Annotated in this window: 19 protein-coding genes; 9 read left to right on the top strand and 10 right to left on the bottom strand. The window is 70.2% G+C overall.

Going from position 1 to position 16,292, the window contains the following annotated elements:
• Window positions 1-284 precede the first annotated feature (284 nt).
• From AB0M30_RS07455 to AB0M30_RS07445, 3 genes are read left to right on the top strand one after another with little or no spacing between them, the layout of a single operon-like run.
• Window positions 285-746, top strand: coding sequence for a low molecular weight protein-tyrosine-phosphatase (locus AB0M30_RS07455; RefSeq protein WP_364581104.1), 462 nt, complete (start codon window positions 285-287; stop codon window positions 744-746).
• 49 nt (window positions 747-795) lie between these two features.
• A complete protein-coding gene (locus tag AB0M30_RS07450) occupies window positions 796-1,626 on the top strand; it encodes an SURF1 family protein (RefSeq protein ID WP_364581101.1) in 831 nt (276 codons plus the stop codon).
• Window positions 1,627-1,676: 50 nt separating this feature from the next.
• Entirely contained in the window at window positions 1,677-2,297 is a 621-nt protein-coding gene (locus tag AB0M30_RS07445) for an FMN-binding negative transcriptional regulator (RefSeq protein ID WP_364581099.1), read from the top strand.
• Between the two features lie 24 nt (window positions 2,298-2,321).
• On the opposite strand, the gene AB0M30_RS07440 is transcribed toward AB0M30_RS07445, so the two are convergent.
• From AB0M30_RS07440 to AB0M30_RS07430, 3 genes are read right to left on the bottom strand one after another with little or no spacing between them, the layout of a single operon-like run.
• Entirely contained in the window at window positions 2,322-2,762 is a 441-nt protein-coding gene (locus AB0M30_RS07440; RefSeq protein WP_364581097.1) for a hypothetical protein, read from the bottom strand.
• 57 nt (window positions 2,763-2,819) lie between these two features.
• Window positions 2,820-3,710 (bottom strand): cobalamin biosynthesis protein, encoded by an 891-nt coding sequence (locus AB0M30_RS07435; RefSeq protein ID WP_364581094.1) that lies wholly within the window; start codon window positions 3,708-3,710, stop codon window positions 2,820-2,822.
• A 43-nt stretch (window positions 3,711-3,753) separates the two neighbouring features.
• On the bottom strand, window positions 3,754-4,500 hold the full coding sequence (locus tag AB0M30_RS07430) for an FCD domain-containing protein (protein ID WP_364581091.1): 747 nt from the start codon (window positions 4,498-4,500) through the stop codon (window positions 3,754-3,756).
• 60 nt (window positions 4,501-4,560) lie between these two features.
• Here AB0M30_RS07430 and AB0M30_RS07425 point away from each other — a divergent pair, with 60 nt between their 5' ends.
• From AB0M30_RS07425 to AB0M30_RS07405, 5 genes are all read left to right on the top strand, one after another.
• A complete protein-coding gene (locus AB0M30_RS07425; RefSeq protein ID WP_364581089.1) occupies window positions 4,561-5,058 on the top strand; it encodes a gluconokinase in 498 nt (165 codons plus the stop codon).
• Complete coding sequence (locus AB0M30_RS07420; RefSeq protein ID WP_364581088.1) at window positions 5,055-6,422, top strand: gluconate:H+ symporter; 1,368 nt, start codon at window positions 5,055-5,057, stop codon at window positions 6,420-6,422. The genes AB0M30_RS07425 and AB0M30_RS07420 overlap by 4 nt, the downstream gene beginning before the upstream one ends.
• A 12-nt stretch (window positions 6,423-6,434) precedes the next feature.
• A complete protein-coding gene (locus tag AB0M30_RS07415) occupies window positions 6,435-6,602 on the top strand; it encodes a hypothetical protein (protein WP_364581085.1) in 168 nt (55 codons plus the stop codon).
• Window positions 6,603-6,706: 104 nt separating this feature from the next.
• Complete coding sequence (locus AB0M30_RS07410; protein WP_103340579.1) at window positions 6,707-7,030, top strand: metalloregulator ArsR/SmtB family transcription factor; 324 nt, start codon at window positions 6,707-6,709, stop codon at window positions 7,028-7,030.
• Window positions 7,027-7,539 (top strand): SRPBCC domain-containing protein, encoded by a 513-nt coding sequence (locus tag AB0M30_RS07405; protein WP_364581082.1) that lies wholly within the window; start codon window positions 7,027-7,029, stop codon window positions 7,537-7,539. The genes AB0M30_RS07410 and AB0M30_RS07405 overlap by 4 nt, the downstream gene beginning before the upstream one ends.
• 55 nt (window positions 7,540-7,594) lie before the next feature.
• Here AB0M30_RS07405 and AB0M30_RS07400 read toward each other — a convergent pair whose 3' ends face one another.
• Genes AB0M30_RS07400 through AB0M30_RS07375 form a run of 6 tightly spaced genes read right to left on the bottom strand, consistent with a single transcriptional unit; the run spans window position 7,595 to window position 14,304 of the window.
• Window positions 7,595-8,563: a BadF/BadG/BcrA/BcrD ATPase family protein gene (locus AB0M30_RS07400; protein WP_364581080.1), complete on the bottom strand. Its 969-nt coding sequence runs from the start codon at window positions 8,561-8,563 to the stop codon at window positions 7,595-7,597.
• Window positions 8,560-9,825 carry a 6-phospho-beta-glucosidase gene (locus tag AB0M30_RS07395; RefSeq protein ID WP_364581078.1) on the bottom strand — a complete coding sequence of 422 codons (1,266 nt, stop codon included), beginning with the start codon at window positions 9,823-9,825 and terminating at the stop codon, window positions 8,560-8,562. Before AB0M30_RS07395 ends, AB0M30_RS07400 begins: the two co-directional genes overlap by 4 nt.
• Window positions 9,822-10,712, bottom strand: a complete 891-nt coding sequence (locus AB0M30_RS07390) for a carbohydrate ABC transporter permease (RefSeq protein WP_364581076.1) — start codon at window positions 10,710-10,712, stop codon at window positions 9,822-9,824. Before AB0M30_RS07390 ends, AB0M30_RS07395 begins: the two co-directional genes overlap by 4 nt.
• The gene (locus AB0M30_RS07385) at window positions 10,709-11,704 is read right to left on the bottom strand and encodes a sugar ABC transporter permease (RefSeq protein ID WP_364581074.1); all 996 of its coding nucleotides are present in this window, start codon (window positions 11,702-11,704) and stop codon (window positions 10,709-10,711) included. Before AB0M30_RS07385 ends, AB0M30_RS07390 begins: the two co-directional genes overlap by 4 nt.
• The gene (locus AB0M30_RS07380; RefSeq protein WP_364581071.1) at window positions 11,701-13,059 is read right to left on the bottom strand and encodes an extracellular solute-binding protein; all 1,359 of its coding nucleotides are present in this window, start codon (window positions 13,057-13,059) and stop codon (window positions 11,701-11,703) included. Before AB0M30_RS07380 ends, AB0M30_RS07385 begins: the two co-directional genes overlap by 4 nt.
• A 24-nt stretch (window positions 13,060-13,083) precedes the next feature.
• Window positions 13,084-14,304, bottom strand: a complete 1,221-nt coding sequence (locus AB0M30_RS07375; RefSeq protein WP_364581068.1) for an ROK family transcriptional regulator — start codon at window positions 14,302-14,304, stop codon at window positions 13,084-13,086.
• Between the two features lie 321 nt (window positions 14,305-14,625).
• Between AB0M30_RS07375 and AB0M30_RS07370 the strand changes: the two genes are divergently transcribed.
• Window positions 14,626-14,979, top strand: coding sequence for a hypothetical protein (locus AB0M30_RS07370; protein ID WP_364581066.1), 354 nt, complete (start codon window positions 14,626-14,628; stop codon window positions 14,977-14,979).
• Between the two features lie 41 nt (window positions 14,980-15,020).
• Here the strand turns inward: AB0M30_RS07370 and AB0M30_RS07365 are convergent, their stop codons facing one another.
• Complete coding sequence (locus AB0M30_RS07365; protein ID WP_364581063.1) at window positions 15,021-16,109, bottom strand: hypothetical protein; 1,089 nt, start codon at window positions 16,107-16,109, stop codon at window positions 15,021-15,023.
• Window positions 16,110-16,292: the final 183 nt, after the last annotated feature.

Genomic DNA, 16,292 nt, shown 5'->3' with positions numbered 1-16,292 from the left:
CGCGCCCTTCCAACGCGCGCCCCTCCGGGCCGAGCGGGCCAGCCTCCATGCGCCGCCTGCCGGGCCCGGGCATCGCACCCACTCCACCCGACCGCGGCGAGCCAAGCGAGCAGCCTTCGCGCGGGTCGATGGGGCCGCGGGGCATCGCGCCCATCCGAACTCCCGCCTCTCCCGTCGAAGCCGGGCAGCCTCCACCGCCCAGAACCACGTGACCGGTCACCTGCTGACCCCGGCCACGTCAGGCGGACGGGTGACCAGGCGAACCCGGTGGTTACCCTCGGCGCGTGACGCACATCGTCTTCGTCTGCTCCGGCAACATCTGCCGCTCCCCGATGGCCGAACTGGTGTTCCGGGCCCGGCTCGACGACGCCGGGCTCGGTGACTCCGTCCGGGTGACCAGCGCCGGGACCGGTCCGTGGCACGCCGGTGAGCCCGCCGACAAGCGGGCCCGTGCCACGCTGAAGGCGCACGGCTACCCGACCGCGCACGTCGCGTCCGAGGTGTCCGGCGAGGACCTCGCCGCCGATCTGCTGCTGGCCGCGGACGAGGGGCACCTCGAGTTCCTGCGGTCGCGGGTCGAGGACCCGGCGAAGGTGCGGCTGCTGCGGTCGTTCGACCCGTCGGCACCCGAGGACGCCGAGGTCCCGGACCCCTACTACGGCGGCGACGACGGCTTCGAAGACGTCCTCGGCATGATCGAACGCTCGGTGCCCGGTTTGCTGGATTGGGTGCGTTCGCGGAGGTAGCGGTCACAGCCCGCGAAGGCCCGCCGGGGGCACGGGCTACCGTGGTGGGGTGCGGTTGCGGTTCCTGCTCCGGCCCGGGTGGCTGGCTCTGACGGCGGTGGTGTTCACCTTCGCCATCTGCTGCTTCACCCTGCTCTCGCCGTGGCAGTTCGGCCGGAACACCGAGCGCGAGCAGCAGAACGCCGCGCTCGAGACGTCGTTCACCGCGGCCCCCGTGCCGCTGGCGCAGCTGCTGCCGCCCGGGAGCGTGCCCGGCCGGTACACCGAGTGGCACCTCGTCACCGTCACCGGCCAGTACCTGCCGGACAAGGAAGTCGTCGCGCGGCTGCGGACCGTCCAGGGCGAAGGCGCCTTCGAGGTGCTGACGCCGATGCGGACCACCGACGGCACGATCGTGGTGATCGACCGGGGCTTCGTTCCCCTGGACAGCAAGTCGGCCGTGCCGCCGTACCCGCCGCCGCCGGCCGGGACCGTGCAGGTCACCGCGCGGGTGCGGGCGGACGAGACCGACCCGAAGCACCGCGACGCGTTCGCCGACGCCTCGACCGGCGGGCGGCTGCAGAGCTACGTCGTCGACTCCCGGGTGGTCGCGCGGGCGGGCGGGCTCGACATCCGGCCGGGCTACTTCCAGCTCGACGCCGGCCAGCCCGGTGTGCTCGGCGCGCTGCCGCTGCCGCAGACGGACTCGGGGCCGTTCCTGTCGTACGCGCTGCAGTGGATCGCGTTCGGCGCGATGGCGCTGCTCGGCTGGCTGTACTTCACGGTCCGCGAGCTGAAGCCGGGCGGTGCGCTGGACGCGTCCGAAGCCCCTTCGCGCCGGAAGTCCGTCGCGGAGATCCTCGCGGAAGACGAGCTCGCCGAAAGTGGCCATCAGAAGTAGGCCGCAAATGGCCCTGCGGTGAGGCCACTTGCCCGGGTGATACTCGGGTCATGCTGATCCACCCGTGGGACGCCGCCACTTCCGACCCGGAGTGGCGCGAGTGGCTGTCCGGGCACGACTTCGGCCAGCTGATCGCCGGCGGCCGGGGCCGCGACCTGCCGGTGGTGACGCCGGCGCACTTCGCGTTCGACGGCGACCGCACGATCGTCACCCACCTGGCCCGCCCGAACCCGATCTGGCCGCTGCTGGAGGAGCACCCGCGGGCCCTGCTGACGGTGATCGGCGACTACACGTACATCCGCGCGGACTGGAACGCGACCGCGGACCCGGCCTACGGCGTGCCGACGTCGTACTACGCGACGGTGCAGCTCGAAGGGGACGTCCGGCTGGTCGACGACCCGGCGGCGAAGGCGGCCCTGCTCGACGAGCAGCTGCGGCACTTCGAACCGGACGGTTCACGGGCGCCGGTGAGCGCCGCCCCGGACGCGCCCGACCGGCGGCTGCTGCCGGGGATCCGCGGGATCGAGTTCACGGTCACCGGGGTCAGGGCGAAGTTCAAGTTCGGCGGGAACCGGACGGCGGAGGACCGGGAGCGGATCGGGGCCCGGCTGGCGGAGCGGGGTGGGCCGCTGGACGCGCAGGCCCTGGAGCAGCTGCGCCGCCGCGGCTGAGGGACCCCAGCCGCGGCGTGCGGTTCAGCCGCCGCAGCGCGGGACCGGCAGCACGTCCAGGAAGCCGTGGATGGTCTCGCCGGTGGTGTGGTTCAGCGCGTCCGCCGTCATGTGCTGGGTGACGCCCGGCTGGTTGGCGGTCGGGTGCTGCTCACGAATCCCCGTGGTCGCCGAGACGTCGTCGCCGGTGAAGAAGACCTTGCCGTTGTCGGCGAAGGTGATGGTCCAGACCTGGCCCGCGACGTTGGTGTGGATCTCGAACTCCTCCCCCACGACGAACGGCGACCCGGCGGGGCCGTCGTCGTCGTGCTTGGACTTCAGCGTGAACGGCGTGCCCAGGCTGCCGAAGCCGTCCTGCTCGTAGGTGGGGCCGCAGCGCCGGTCCTTGGCTTCGGCGGTCCCGGTGACGACGAGGGTGAGCAGGCTCGCGGCGACCACGCCGGCCGCCATGTGCTTGTACCGCAAGGTTCCTCCCAGTTTTTCGGCGAAACGTTTGCCTACGCTCGTCGATACGCGGGAGAGTTACAGATCCCGGCGCCGGAAGCCCGTCAGCACGGCGACCACCACCGAGGTCGCCCCGGCCAGCCAGCCCACGACCCGGGACAGCTCCACCGCGCGCGTCACGTGTCCCGCGTCCGGGTTCCGGCCCACCCCCAGCACCGGCAGCTCCAGCACGCCGTGCGGGTACACCGTCCGGCCCCCGACGCGGACTTCCAGCGCGCCGGCGAACGCCGCCTCCACGCGGCCCGCGTTCGGGCTCGGGTGGGCGATCGTGTCGCGGCGCCACGCCCGCCAGGCGCCGCCCGCCGAGCCGCCGACCACCGGGGCCGCCGCCACCGTCAAGGCCGCCGCCACGCGGGTGGGCAGCAGGTGGACCAGCTCGTCGGCACGGTCCACCGCCCAGTGGCCGCGGCGGCCCGCGCGGGATCGGCGCAGCAAGCTCACCGCCCGTGCGCCCAGCAAGCCCGGCACGCCCGCCAGCGCGCCCCACACCAGCGGGGCCACCACCGCGTCGGACGTGTTCTCCGCCAGCGTCTCCACCGAGGCCCGGGACAGCGCGATCGCGCCCAGGCCGCCGGCCACCCGGGGGTCCAGTTCGGACAGTGTCGCGCGCGCCGGCTCGAAGCGGCACTCCTCCAGGTCGCGGGCCAGTTCCGTGCCCTGCTGGGCCAGGCCCGCCGCGCCGAGGACAGCCCACGTCGTCACCGCCGTCGCCGTGGCTTGCGCCAGGGGGCGGCCGCGGCTCGCCCGCTCGAGCAACGTCCCGCCCACAACGAGCGCGCCCGCGACGAGGACGCCCGAGCGGTGCGGGAGCCGGCGGAACGCCGTCACCGGGAGGCGGCGGCGGGGGTCGCCGAGGGCGCCGTCGGCCGCCACGCCCAACACCAGTCCGATCGCGCGCGCCGCGCTCACCCGTGCCCCCCGGCGGAAAGAAAGTCCAGTTCTCCCGCGGAGGCTACTCGCCCTCGGAAGGCCCCTCGGCCACCAGGGCGGCGATCTCGTCACGGGCCTGGACGACGATGTCGCGCATCGCCCGCTCCGCCCGGTCCGCGTCCCCGGCGGCCACCGCCGCGGCCACCTCGGCGTGCAGCGCGACGGCCTCGGGCTGCGGCTCCGGCGGCATCAGGCCGTGCCCGGTCCGCCCGGTGAGCACCTCCGCGACGACCTCGGACAGCTGCCCGAACATCGGGTTCCGGGACGCGGTGAGCAGCAGGTCGTGGAAGGCGATGTCGAACTCGAGGAACGCCGGAAGGTCACGGGCCCGGGCCGTCCGCGCCAGCCGCTCCCCCAGCGCGCCCAGGCGGCCGCGCTCCTCCGGCGTCGCGCGCAGGGCCGCGAACCGCGCCGCGCACGGCTCGATCGCCGAACGCAGTTCGTTCAGCGTGGCGAGCGCCGCCGGGCGGGCCGGGCCGTCGAGCTGCCAGCGGATCAGCCGCGGGTCGTAGTGGTTCCACGCCGCCGGCTCGCGGACGATCACCCCGACCCGGCGCTTGCTGGTGGTCAGCTGCATCGTTTCCAGCACGCGGACGACCTCGCGGGCCACGGTTCGCGAAGCGCCGAAGCGTTCTTGAAGGTCTTCCGAGCGCAGCACGGTGCCCGGTTCCAGGGAACCGTTCGCGATCGCCGCGCCCAGGGCATCCAGGACCTGCTCGTGCCTCACCTGATCAACATAGCGCTCTGATTCGATTAAGTAGTACTTCATCTTGAATAAGTAGTACTTTTAAGTTTGACTCGCCTGGGCACAACGAAGTGGGAGGTGCGGATGACCGTCATCGTGGTGATGGGGGTGTCAGGCTCCGGGAAGACGACGATCGGCACGGCGCTCGCCGAGGCCCTCGGCGTCGAGTACGCGGAAGCGGACACGTTCCATCCGAAGGCCAACATCGACAAGATGACCGCCGGCACGCCGCTGACCGACGAAGACCGCGCGCCTTGGCTCGAGGCCATCGCCGGCTGGATCCGCGAACACGAGGCCTCCGGCGGCGTCGTGACGTCGTCCGCGCTCAAGCGCCGGTACCGCGACGTCCTGCGCACCGGCGGCGACGTCTGGTTCGCGCACCTGCACGGCGACCGCGCACAGCTGGCCGAGCGGATGAAGACGCGCACCGGCCACTTCATGCCGGTGTCGCTGCTGGACTCCCAGCTCGCCGACCTCGAACCCCTGGAGCCGGACGAGGCCGGGGCCGTCTTCGACAACACCGGGGGCACGCCGGCCGAGATCACCGAAGCCGCGCTGGCCGCCTTCCGGGAGCACGCGTGAACGCCGTCCTCGCCGCCGGCTGGACCGGCCACGACACGCGCCTGATCATCGCGACCGTCGTCGCGATCGCCGTCATCGTCGTGCTGATCACGAAGGTGAAGCTGCACCCGTTCCTGTCGCTGGTTCTCGGCTCGCTCACGCTCGGGCTGACCGCCGGGATGCCGGTCGACAAGCTGCTCAAGAGCTTCACGACCGGCGTCGGCAGCACGGTCGCGTCCGTCGGCATCCTGATCGCCCTCGGTGCGATGCTCGGCAAGCTGCTGGCCGACTCCGGCGGCGCCGACCAGATCGTCGACACCGTGCTCGGCCGGGCCCGCGGCGGCGCGCTCCCGTGGGCGATGGCGCTCGTCGCGGCCCTGATCGGGCTGCCGATGTTCTTCGAGATCGGGCTCGTCATGCTGATCCCGGTGGTGCTGCTCGCGGTCAAGCGCACCGGGAAACCGTTGATGCTGCTGGGCATTCCCGCGGTGGCCGGGCTTTCGGTGCTGCACGGGCTGGTCCCGCCGCACCCCGGCCCGCTGGCCGCGGCCGGCGCGCTGAACGCGAACGTCGGCATCACGCTGGCGTTCGGCCTGCTCGTCGGCATCCCGACGCTGGTCGTCGCGGGCCCGCTGTTCGGCAAGCTCGCGGCGCGGCTGGTGCCGGACGCCGCGCCGCCGGAACGGCTGATCCCGGAACGCGCCGACACCGACAAGCCGCGTCCGAGCTTCGCCGCGACGCTCACGACGGTGCTGCTGCCGGTCGTGCTCATGCTGGCGAAAGCGCTGTCGGACATCCTGCTGGCCAAGGACAACCAGGCCCGCAAGATCCTCGACTTCGTCGGCGACCCGCTGATCGCGCTGCTCGCGGCGGTCCTGGTGGGCATGGTCCTGCTCGGCCGCCCGGCCGGACTCGGCCGGGACAAACTGTCCACAGTGGTCGGTGACTCGCTCGGCCCGATCGCCGGGATCATCCTCATCGTCGGCGCGGGTGGCGGGTTCAAGCAGACCCTGGTCGACGCCGGCGTCGGCGACGTCATCACCGGCCTGGCCAAGGACGCGAACCTGTCCCCGCTGCTGCTCGGCTGGCTGGTCGCGGTGGCGATCCGCCTGGCCACCGGCTCGGCCACGGTCGCGACCGTCTCGGCGGCGGGCATCGTGGCCCCGCTGGCCGCGGGCATGGACCCGTCCCACAGCGCGCTGCTGGTGCTGGCGATCGGCGCCGGGTCGCTGTTCTTCTCGCACGTCAACGACGCCGGGTTCTGGCTGGTCAAGGAGTACTTCGGGCTCTCGGTCGGGCAGACGCTGAAGAGCTGGTCGGTGATGGAGACGCTCATCTCGGTGGTCGCCATCGCGCTGATCCTGCCGCTGTCGCTGATCGTTTAGGGGACGACGCGCATGGGACTCATCCGGAAGACGCTGATGGTCGGCACGATGGGTGCCGTCCGCGGCAGCAGCAAGAAGCAGCGTGTGGCCAAGGCCCAGCTGAAGGAGCTGCGTGTCCGGACGAAACTCCAGCAGTCCCAGCTCCAGCAGCAACCGGCGGCTTTCGCGCCGGCGACGTAACCGGGCAGCGCCACCCGCACGACAAGGCCGTCACCCCACTCCCGGGGTGGCGGCCTTTTCGCGCCCGTTGACATGTGACCTTTTGGTCACCTATTCTCGCTGACGTGCCCGACGACGACCTGGTGTTCAAGGCGCTGGCGGATCCGACCCGCCGGTTCCTGCTCGACCTGCTCTTCGAGCGTGACGGCCGCACGCTCACCGAGCTGGAGACCCAGGTGGAGATGACCCGCTTCGGCGTCATGAAGCACCTGAAGCTCCTGGAAGAGGCCGGGCTCGTCGTCGCACGGAAGGAAGGCCGCGAGAAGCGGCACTTCCTCAACCCCGTCCCGATCCGCCAGATCCACGACCGGTGGATCGACAAGTACACCGAGCGCCGGGTCACCGCGCTCCTCGACCTCAAGAACGAGCTGGAAGGCGAAGAACCGTGACGAACACCGTGCAGGTCTACCGCGTCTACATCAAGGCGTCCCCGGAGCGCATCTGGGACGCCATCACCAAGCCCGAGTGGACGCAGAAGTACGGCTACACCGGCCTGGCCGACTTCGACCTGCGGCCCGGCGGCAAGCACCGCACCCGGCCGACGCAGCCGTTCATCGACGCCGGGATGACCGGGGACCTCGTCGACGGCGAGGTCCTGGAGGTGGACCCGCCGCGCAAGCTGGTCATCACCTGGAAGCTGCTGATGGCCCCGGAGGACGTGTCCGACGAGCCCTACACGACGCTCACGTACGAAATCGAGGAGTCCAAGACCGCCGGCACCCGGCTGACCGTGACCCACGACGTCACCGGCGCCCCCACGATGGCCGCGATGGTCAGCGGCTCGCTCGAGCGGCTGGACGCGCCGCCGAACGAGAACGCGGGTGGCGGCTGGGCCTGGATCCTGTCGGACCTCAAGTCGCTGCTGGAGACCGGCGAAACCATCGTCCCGGCGCCGTGAGGGGGTCTGGCGTGGCCCGTCCCGCGCCGCTTCGGGACGGGCCACGCCAGAGTTTTCAGACGCGCTGGGTCGCCGCCTTGAGCGCCGCCTTGGCGGCCTCGGGCGCCCCCAGCGTGTCGAGTCCGAACAATGCCGCGCCCACCACGGGGTTCACGTCGACGACGCGGACCACCGCGCGCGGCGCGACCTTGAGGCACCGGCGTTCGATCTCCGCGATCACCGGCGCGCCGACACCGGTCAGCACGCCGCCGCCGAGGACGATCTCCGGGGCGTCCGCGGTCAGGTCCAGCTCGCGGAGGATCACCGCCGCGAAGACGCTGACCTCTTCGACGAACCGCGTCACGATGTCCTGGGCGACCTCGTCCCCCGCCGCCGCGACTTCGAACAGCAGCGGGCACAGGCCGTGGATCGACGCCGGGTCGATCTCCTCGAAGTGCAGGCCCTGCACGACGTCCAGCAGCGCCGGCTTCCCGAAGTAGGCCGCCACCGCCGGCATCAGGGCCGTGCGCGGACCGCGGCCGTCCTCGGCGCGCACGGCCCACCACAGCGCCTCTTCGCCGAGCCGGTAGCCGCCACCCCAGTCGCCGGAGATCTTGCCCAGCGCGGGAAAGCGGTGGACGCGGCCGTCGGGGCCGACACCGGCGCCGTTGATCCCGGCGCCGCAGACGACCGCGACGCCGACCCCCGCGCTGCCCGCCCGAAGCAGCGCGAGGGTGTCGTTGCCGACCGTCAGGGTGTCGCTCCACCCGCGCGCGGACAGCGCCGCGTGCAGCGTCTCTTCCTCGCGCGGGAAGTCGAGACCGGCGAGGTACGCCGAGGTGTGCACCGCGCACGGCTTCTCCCCGAAGTCCGGGAACGCCTCCAGGACCAAGCCCTCCAGCGCCGTGACGCAGGCCGCGACGCCGATGTTCTGCGGCGAAGCACCGGGGCCTCTCGACTTCCCCAGCACCACGCCGTCTTCCGAGATCACCAGGACCTCGGTCTTGCTGTTCCCGCCGTCGATAGCGATGATGGCAGGCTTCATCCGCGGGCCCAGGGCAAGTACTCGCGGTTGATCTGCACGAGCGAATCGGCCAGGGTGTCGGCCTTCGAGTACTGACCGACCAGCGGGTGCGCCAAGAGAGCGTCGGCCACGCGGTCGCGGCCGCCCTTCAGCGCCGCCTCCAGAGCCAGGAACTCGTATGCCGTCGTCGCCGCGATGAGGCCCGAGAACCGAGGCTCCACCGGCGGCTGCGGAATCGGCGTCGCACCCTTGGAGTCCACAATGGACCGGGCTTCGATGACGGCGTCGTCCGGCAGGAACGGGAAGGTGCCCTCGTTGCGGACGTTCACCACGTGCTCCTCGGCCGGGCCGCCCGCGGTCAGCGCGTGCACCAGCTGCACGGCGGCCTCGGAGTAGTACGCCCCGCCGCGCTTTTCCAGCGACTCCGGCTTGGTGTTCTGCTCCGGGTCGAGGTAGATCTTCAGCAGCTCTTCCTCGACGTCGCTGACCACGTCCGCGCGCGGGCGTTCGGTGCGCTGCTTGGTGACCTGCTCGTCGTGCGCGTAGAAGTACTTCAGGTAGTACGACGGCACGACGTTCATCCGCCGCAGCCACTTCTCCGGCACGCTGACTTCGTTCGACAGGTAGTCCAGGTGCTGGTCCAGCAGCTCCGGGAGCCGGTCGACGCCGCCGACGAGCGCGCCGCGCTCCCAGCTCAGGTGGTTCAGCCCGGTGTGGACGAGCTTGACGTCGTCCGCGCCGACACCCAGGAGCTTCCCGAACTGCCGCTGCAGGTTGATGGCGACGTTGCACAGCCCGACCGCGCGGTGCCCCTCGTTGAGCAGGGCGCGGGTGACGATGCCGACCGGGTTCGTGAAGTTGACGATCCACGTGTCGTCGCCGGCGATCTTCCGGACGCGGTCGGCGATGTCCAGCACCACCGGCACCGTGCGCAGCGCCTTTGCCAGGCCGCCCGCACCGGTCGTCTCCTGCCCGACGCAGCCGCAGGCGTGCGGGAACGTCTCGTCCGAGCGCCGCGCCCGCTGCCCGCCGACGCGCAGCTGGATCAGGACCGCCGAAGCGCCATCGACGCCTTCCTCCAGCGACTGCGTCGTGCGGACCCGGGCCGGGTGCCCGGCGTGGTCCAAGATGCGCCGGCTGAACCCGCCGACGGCCTCGACGCGGTAGGCGTCCGGGTCGACCAGCACGATCTCATCGACGTCCAAAGTGGACCGGCGGCCGGCGATCCCGTCGATCAGCTCCGGCGTGTAGGTGGACCCGCCACCGACGACTGCCAGCTTCATCCCTTGACCCCCGTGAATGTGATGCCCTTGACGAACGACTTCTGGGCGAAGATGAACAGCACGATCACCGGCGCCATGATCAGCGCGGTCGCCGCCATCGTCATGTTCCACTCGACGTGGTGCATGCCGCGGAAGGACGCGATGGCCAGCGAAAGCGGCCAGTGGTCCTGGTTCTCGCCGGTGTAGAGCAGCGGCCCGAAGTAGTCGTTCCAGGTGAACAGGAAGCAGAACATGGCGGTGGCCGCGATCCCGGGTTTGGCCATCGGGATGAGCACGCGGTACATCGCCTGGAACTCGTTGCAGCCGTCGATCTTCGCCGCTTCGAGGTAGTCCTTCGGAATGGTGAGGAAGAACTGCCGGAGCAGGAAGATCGAAAACGCGTCGAAGAAGAAGTACGGCACGATCAGCGGAACCAGCGTGCCGGTGAGGCCCAGCCGCACCCACAGGTCGTACAGCGGCACGACGGTGACCTGCGGCGGCAGCAGCATCGCCGCCACGGTCAGCATGAAGAACAGGTTCTGCCCGCGCCACCGCAGTTTCGCCAGCGCGTACGCCGCCGGGATCGCCGAAAGCAGCGCACCCGCCGTCGCCAGCGCCGAATACAGCAGGCTGTTGCCGAAGTATTCGAGTAGCGGCGCCTTCTGGAACACCTTGACGAAGTTCTCGAAGTGCCATTCGGTCGGCCACAGGCTCGACGTCATCGCCTGGTCGCTCGCCATCACCGCGGTGAGGAACACGAACAGCAGCGGCAGCACGAAGATCACGCCGAGCGCGAACCCGATCGCGTGCGTGGCGATGAAGCCCAGCCGCTTGTCCCAGTTGCGCTTGAACCGCACCTTCGGCGGTACGCCCGCCGCTTTTTGCGGCGCTTCGGCCAGTGCGGTCATGCCCCCTCCTCCTGGTGCTGGGACTTCCGAAGCTGCCGTACGAGAATCCAGGTGAAGCCCGAGCTCACGATGAACAACAGGACAGCCATCGCCGCCGCGTACCCCATGTTGAAGTAGCGGAAGCCCTGGACGTACAGCCAGATCGGATAGGTCAGCGTCGAGTTCTGCGGCGCCCCGATGAGCTTCGAGTTGCCGGCGACGTCCGCGGTGCCCGCGCTCGCGGACGCCGCGACGATCGCCTGGGTGAAGAACTGCAGCGCGTAGATGATCGAGTTGACCACGCCGAACAGCAGCACCGGCGAGATCGACGGCAGCGTGACGTGCCAGAACCGGCGGACCGGGCCGGCGCCGTCGAGCTCGGCGGCCTCGTACTGCTCGGTGGGGACGTCCAGCAGCGCGGCCAGGATGATGATCATCAGCTCGCCGGAACCCCACAGCGCGAGCAGCGTCAGCGCGGGCTTCGACATGGCCGGGCTGTTGAACCAGAGCCCGCCGTCGATGCCGACGAGCCGCAGGAACCGGTTGACCGGGCCGAACTCCGGGTTGAACACGAAGACGAACGCCAGCGTGGCCGCCGCCGGCGGGGCCAGCGTCGGCAGGTAGCAGAGCGTCCGGACCAGGCCGACGCCCGACTTGAGACGGGAGATCACCGACGCGATGCCGAGGGAGAACACCACGCGGCAGACCGTCAGGACGACCACCAGCCACAGCGTGTTGTACGCGGCCGTGCCGACCAGCGGCTCGGTGGTGAACATCCGGATGTAGTTGTCGAACCCGATGAACTGCGGCGGGTTGATCAGGTCGTAGCGGGTGAAGGAGTAGTAGACCGTGGCGATCAGCGGGTAGCCGAAGAAGATCAGGAACCCGAGGAAGGCCGGGGCCATGAAGAACAGGACGGTCCGGCGGCGCTTGGCCCGGCGGGCCCCCGCCCGCGCCTTGGCAGGCGCGGAGGGGGAGCCGTCGGTCTTGAGTGGGACGGCGGTGGAGGTCATCCGCCCGCGCCCTTTTGCTTCAGTTCGTCGTCGATCTGCGCGTCCACCTTCTTCAGGCCTTCGGTCAGGTCGGGCACCGAACCGGCCTGCCACTTCTCGGCGAAGTCGTTGACCGCCTTGAGGTGCGCGTCACCGATCGGCGTGGTCTGGTTCGACACGAGCTTGCCGCTGTCGTACATGTCGAGGAACGTCTTGAACTGCGGTTGCAGGTCGAGGCGCGGCGACGTCAGCGAGGCCTTCGTGCTGGGCACGTTCTTCAGGCCGTTGGCCATGTCCACCAGGGTGTCGGTGTCCAGGGTGACCTGCTTGATCAGCTCCCACGCGGCGCCGGGGTTCTTGGCGCCCTTGGGGATGGCGATGATCGTGCCGGTGGTGAAGGCACTGCCGTACTTGTCCGCCATGGTGGTGAGCACCGGGGCGGGCGCGGTGGCGTAGTTCAGGGCCGGCGCCTGGTCTTTGATGAACGCGGTGCGGAACTCACCGTCGTAGATCATCGCCAGCTTGCCCTTCTGGAAGCCGTTGTCGGCGGAGTACTCGTCACCGAGACCGGCCTTGAACTGCTCGACCTTGTCGTGGCCGCCGAGCGCGTCGATCAGCTTCTGCTGGAACTCGAACATCGCCTTCCAGCCGGGGTTGGTGGCGAGGTCCGACTTGCCGTCCGGGCCCAGGAACGGCGCGCCGAAGTTCGGCGCCCAGTACTGGGCCTGGTTGGCGTAGAACGGCATCGACGGCAGGAAGCCGGCGACCTTGATCGAGCCGTCCGCGTTGTACTCGGTCAGCTTCTTGGCGGCCTCGAGCAACTCGTCCGTGGTCTTCGGCGGCGAGGTGACGCCCTTCGCCGCGAACATGTCCTTGTTGTAGTAGAAGCCGTAGACGTCGGCGAGCATCGGCATGGCGCACCGCTTGCCCTGGTACTCGGTGTAGTTGCGGACCGCCTCGGGGATTTGGTTCAGGTCGATCTTGTCGCGGTCGATGTAGGGCTTGAGGTCCTGGAAGCTGCCCGTGGAGCACCAGGCACCGAGGTTGTCGGTGTAGAAGGAGATCGCGACGTCGGGCGGGTTGCCGCCGCGGATCGACTGCGTGAGCTTGTCGTCGTCCTGGTTGCCCTCGTGCTTGATCTCGATGTTCGGGTACTTCGCCTTGAGCTTGTTCAGGCCCGCCGTCACCACGCCGTACTCGCGGTCGGTGAACTTGCTGTAGACCGTGATCGTGATCTTGTCGTCCTTGCCGGGCGCGGCGGCCGCGTCACCGCCGCTGGGGGCGGCGGCGCCGGAACAGGCGCTGGTCAACAGGACGGACGCCGCGGCGGCGGCCACCAGCAGGGCGCCGCGGCGGGTCCGGGTGGTCGGGGGCATGGCCCTCCTCCTCATCGGTTGGGGCTACTCGGTCGGGGACGGGTGCTGTCGCCCTCGGGCCTGCGCGACCCGAGGAGCGTGGGGGGTGACGACGCCGAAGACGTCCTCACGGGTGGTGGCGAGCGCCGACTGCAGCGCGCCCGCGCGAACGGCGTTGCCCTGCACGGAAGCGCAGCCGACGGGCGTGCGCGGCAGGACGAGTTCGTGCAGCTTTTCCTGGACGAGCGCGGCGAAGTCCTCCCCGCCGGCCCGGCTGGTGTCGCCGCAGAGGAGCACGAGCTGAGGGTCGGCGACGGCGACGAGGTTGGCGACACCGCCGGCGACCCGCCTGGCGAGATCGTGTCGGAAGGGATGGTCCGATCCGGTCTTCGCCACGGCTTCCCAGGCGGTGTCGGCCTGGATGCCGTGGGCGGCGGCGAGGCGGCAGATGGCGGGCGAGTCGACCAGGTTGCCGAACCGGGCGCCGGCCTCGGGCCAGACGTCCCCGGTGTCCACGGTGGCCGGATCGGGCACGCGCATCCAGTCGATCTCGCCGCCCCCGCCGGTGGCCCCGCGCAGCAGCCGCCGTCCGATCACGACGGCACCGCCGACGCCTTCGGACAGCCAGACCATGACGAAGTCGTCGACGTCCTGGGCCAGCCCGGCGGTCATCTCCTCGACGGCGACCAGGTTGACGTCGTTTTCGATGAGGACGTCGACGCCGAGTTCGTCGCTGAGCTTCTGCGGGACGTCGAATCCCAGCCAGCCGGGGATGTGCGGCGCGGAGGAGAGCAGGCCGGTCCGCGGATCGAACGCCCCCTGCGCGCCGATCACGACGTGGGCCAGGTCCTCCCGCTGGATCCCGGCTGCTTCGGCGACTTTCTGGAGAGCCTCGCCGAAGGCCCCGACGACGTCGGCACCCGCGTGCACGGGCAGCGGCGTCCGGTACTCGGCGAGGACGACCCCGGCCACATCGGCGACGACGAAATCGGCGACGTGCGGCGTGAGATCGACGGCGGCGACGAAGGCGAGGCCGCCGTTGGCCGCCCAGAGCTGGGCCCGCGGCCCGCGACCGCCACCCCGCACCCCGGCCTTGACGACGAGATCGTCCAGTTCGAGCCGGGTGAGCAGCTGGGCGGTGGCGGGCTTGGAGAGCCCGATGGTGAGCTCGAGTTCGGCCCGCGTCAGAGGCCCCTCCCGGAGGAGGACCTCGATGGCCGCGCGATCGTTGATCTCGCGCAGCATCCGCGGGCTACCGGCTCGCACTCGTTCCTCCGGACTTAATTAGGATACTTTACAGACGGTTTCCGGGGACTGTAGTGAGCCGGGGCACAGCCGTCAACGGCCTCGTGAAACGGCCAGGTAACGCTTGGGGCCGTTGGGCCAGGTGGCGGCCGTACCGGTGAACCAGTTGCGCCGGGGTTGGCGGGCTTGGTCAGGGAATTTCGGGTTGCGTCGCCGGGGATGCTGGTCGTTGTGGACGTCGTGGCACAGCGGGTGCGAACCACCTGGACCAAGCGATCCCGGGGCGGGCCTGCGGCTGCGGTGCGCAACCGGGTGCCGGACGCGTTCCCGCTGCCTCCGGGCGTGGAACTCCACGACGTGCAGATCGACGAGTCGACCGGCTTCGAGCCGCGGTTCGCGCTGCGCCCGCTCGGCGAGCTCGAGGACGTCACGCTTCGTGAGGCGGAGGGTGGTCTGTCGGTGCTGGTCACCCCATCGCCGTGGGGGATGCCGAAGCGCGGCTGGCGGCGATTGCCGGTCCGGCTCGAACCCGGCGAGTGGCTCCGTTGGCAGTTCAACCTGCGTTTCGGGGCAACGTGCGGCTGCGGCAGCGACTGGAGCTACCGGCTGGAGACGCTCAACCTGGCTTACGGCCGGCCCGCGGGCTTCTCGGGGAAGCCGGCCCGCTCGGTGATCGAACTCGATGACCTGCGCTGAGCTTCGGACGTACTACTCCGCATCCGCCCATGCCTCGAGCTTCACTCGTGTGGAGGGTGCTTCGGTGGCCCCAGTTCGCTGTGCCCCTCCCCTTCCCGGCTGCCTGGCACCGCCGGTTTCGCCACCCCGTCTGCCCACTGCTTGAACCGGGTCGCCAGCCACTGCTTCGTTTCGTCCGAGATGTAGGCGCGCGCATCTCGCAGGAGCGGGTCGATGGCGTGCTCCTGTACTTCCTTGTGGTTGTTGGGCGCCGGGCAGATGAAGATGGCGATGATGCGGAGATTCCTCAGCAGTTCTTCACCGCTGAGCATGCCGAACAAGGGTGAATGGGCGATGGCGGCGGCTTTGAAGGCCGACCACGCCTTGTCCACGACCATGTCCACGACCTGCTCGGTGAGCTTCGACCGCTTTTTCTGCTTGCTGGAGCCGCAAATGGCTTCGGTGATGATCTCCTTGGCCTTGTCCGGAACCTTTTCGACCACCTTGCCGAACGCCTCCAGAGCCTGCACGAACCCGATGAACAGGTCGCACCAGCAGTGATGAGCGAATTGGAGGCGGATCGCCTTGATCTCCTCAGGGCTCCCTTGGAGCTCCCCGAGAACGTCCTGCCAGATGTCCTTGGTCATCGCTTGGGCGAAGGCGTCAACCTGCTCGACCGCGTCCGGCCGATCCGGGTCGACCTCGTATGGAACCCGTGCGACCTCGGCTTCGGAGGCCGATCCATCGGGCTCATCGGCAGGTGCCCGCGAACCGGGTTGATCGCCCGCGGCCGGTGGCTCGGCGGACGTTTCCCCGGACTCGGTCCGCGCGTTGTGGCGGGGTATCGGGGCGGAATCGGGAGCGGCGCCGGCAGCGCTCCACGCGAGCCAACCGGCGCAGTCGATCCGCAGCAAGTCCACGGTCGCTTCCTTGGGATACACCTTCGCCTTCGGCTTCTCCCCGCGCTTCGCCGACCAATCGGTCAGCATCCGGATGAGCCTCATCCGTCTCTCGGTGCGCACCGGCTCCGGTTCGCGGGCGATCGCGACCCAGTTGCTCCAGCCGTGTTGCGTGCCACCGCAGTTGGTGCATTCGCAGCCGGGCCGCGTCGCTTTCGCGCAGCTCGGGGGATGCGTTTTCGTCGCTGCCATCGGCCGGCCCCTCGCTCGGCAATCCACCCTGCTCGATCTTCCGAGGGGGCCCGAGCGAGCAATACCGCCACGCTGGTAATCAAGAGGTCACGAATCGTGACAAGGCTTGGTCTCACAAATCCCGATCACCGCAGCCGCAGGAATCGCCGGTTGCCGCGGCAGCCGGGTGAAACGGTGTGAGAG

The organism is Amycolatopsis sp. NPDC051716 (assembly GCF_040681595.1).
Taxonomy (GTDB): Bacteria; Actinomycetota; Actinomycetes; order Mycobacteriales; family Pseudonocardiaceae; genus Amycolatopsis.
Note: the sequence above shows the minus strand (reverse complement) of the source record. Positions and strands in the feature narration are given on the sequence as shown.

What these genes read in the sequence shown, in the direction of transcription:
- AB0M30_RS07445 (WP_364581099.1), top strand. Translation starts at nt 1,677, where the DNA reads ATGCTGATCCACCCGTGGGACGCCGCCACTTCCGACCCGGAGTGGCGC.
- AB0M30_RS07430 (WP_364581091.1), bottom strand. Translation starts at nt 4,500, where the DNA reads ATGAAGTACTACTTAATCGAATCAGAGCGCTATGTTGATCAGGTGAGG.
- AB0M30_RS07425 (WP_364581089.1), top strand. Translation starts at nt 4,561, where the DNA reads ATGACCGTCATCGTGGTGATGGGGGTGTCAGGCTCCGGGAAGACGACG.
- AB0M30_RS07415 (WP_364581085.1), top strand. Translation starts at nt 6,435, where the DNA reads ATGGGACTCATCCGGAAGACGCTGATGGTCGGCACGATGGGTGCCGTC.
- AB0M30_RS07400 (WP_364581080.1), bottom strand. Translation starts at nt 8,563, where the DNA reads ATGAAGCCTGCCATCATCGCTATCGACGGCGGGAACAGCAAGACCGAG.
- AB0M30_RS07395 (WP_364581078.1), bottom strand. Translation starts at nt 9,825, where the DNA reads ATGAAGCTGGCAGTCGTCGGTGGCGGGTCCACCTACACGCCGGAGCTG.
- AB0M30_RS07390 (WP_364581076.1), bottom strand. Translation starts at nt 10,712, where the DNA reads ATGACCGCACTGGCCGAAGCGCCGCAAAAAGCGGCGGGCGTACCGCCG.
- AB0M30_RS07385 (WP_364581074.1), bottom strand. Translation starts at nt 11,704, where the DNA reads ATGACCTCCACCGCCGTCCCACTCAAGACCGACGGCTCCCCCTCCGCG.
- AB0M30_RS07380 (WP_364581071.1), bottom strand. Translation starts at nt 13,059, where the DNA reads ATGCCCCCGACCACCCGGACCCGCCGCGGCGCCCTGCTGGTGGCCGCC.
- AB0M30_RS07365 (WP_364581063.1), bottom strand. Translation starts at nt 16,109, where the DNA reads ATGGCAGCGACGAAAACGCATCCCCCGAGCTGCGCGAAAGCGACGCGG.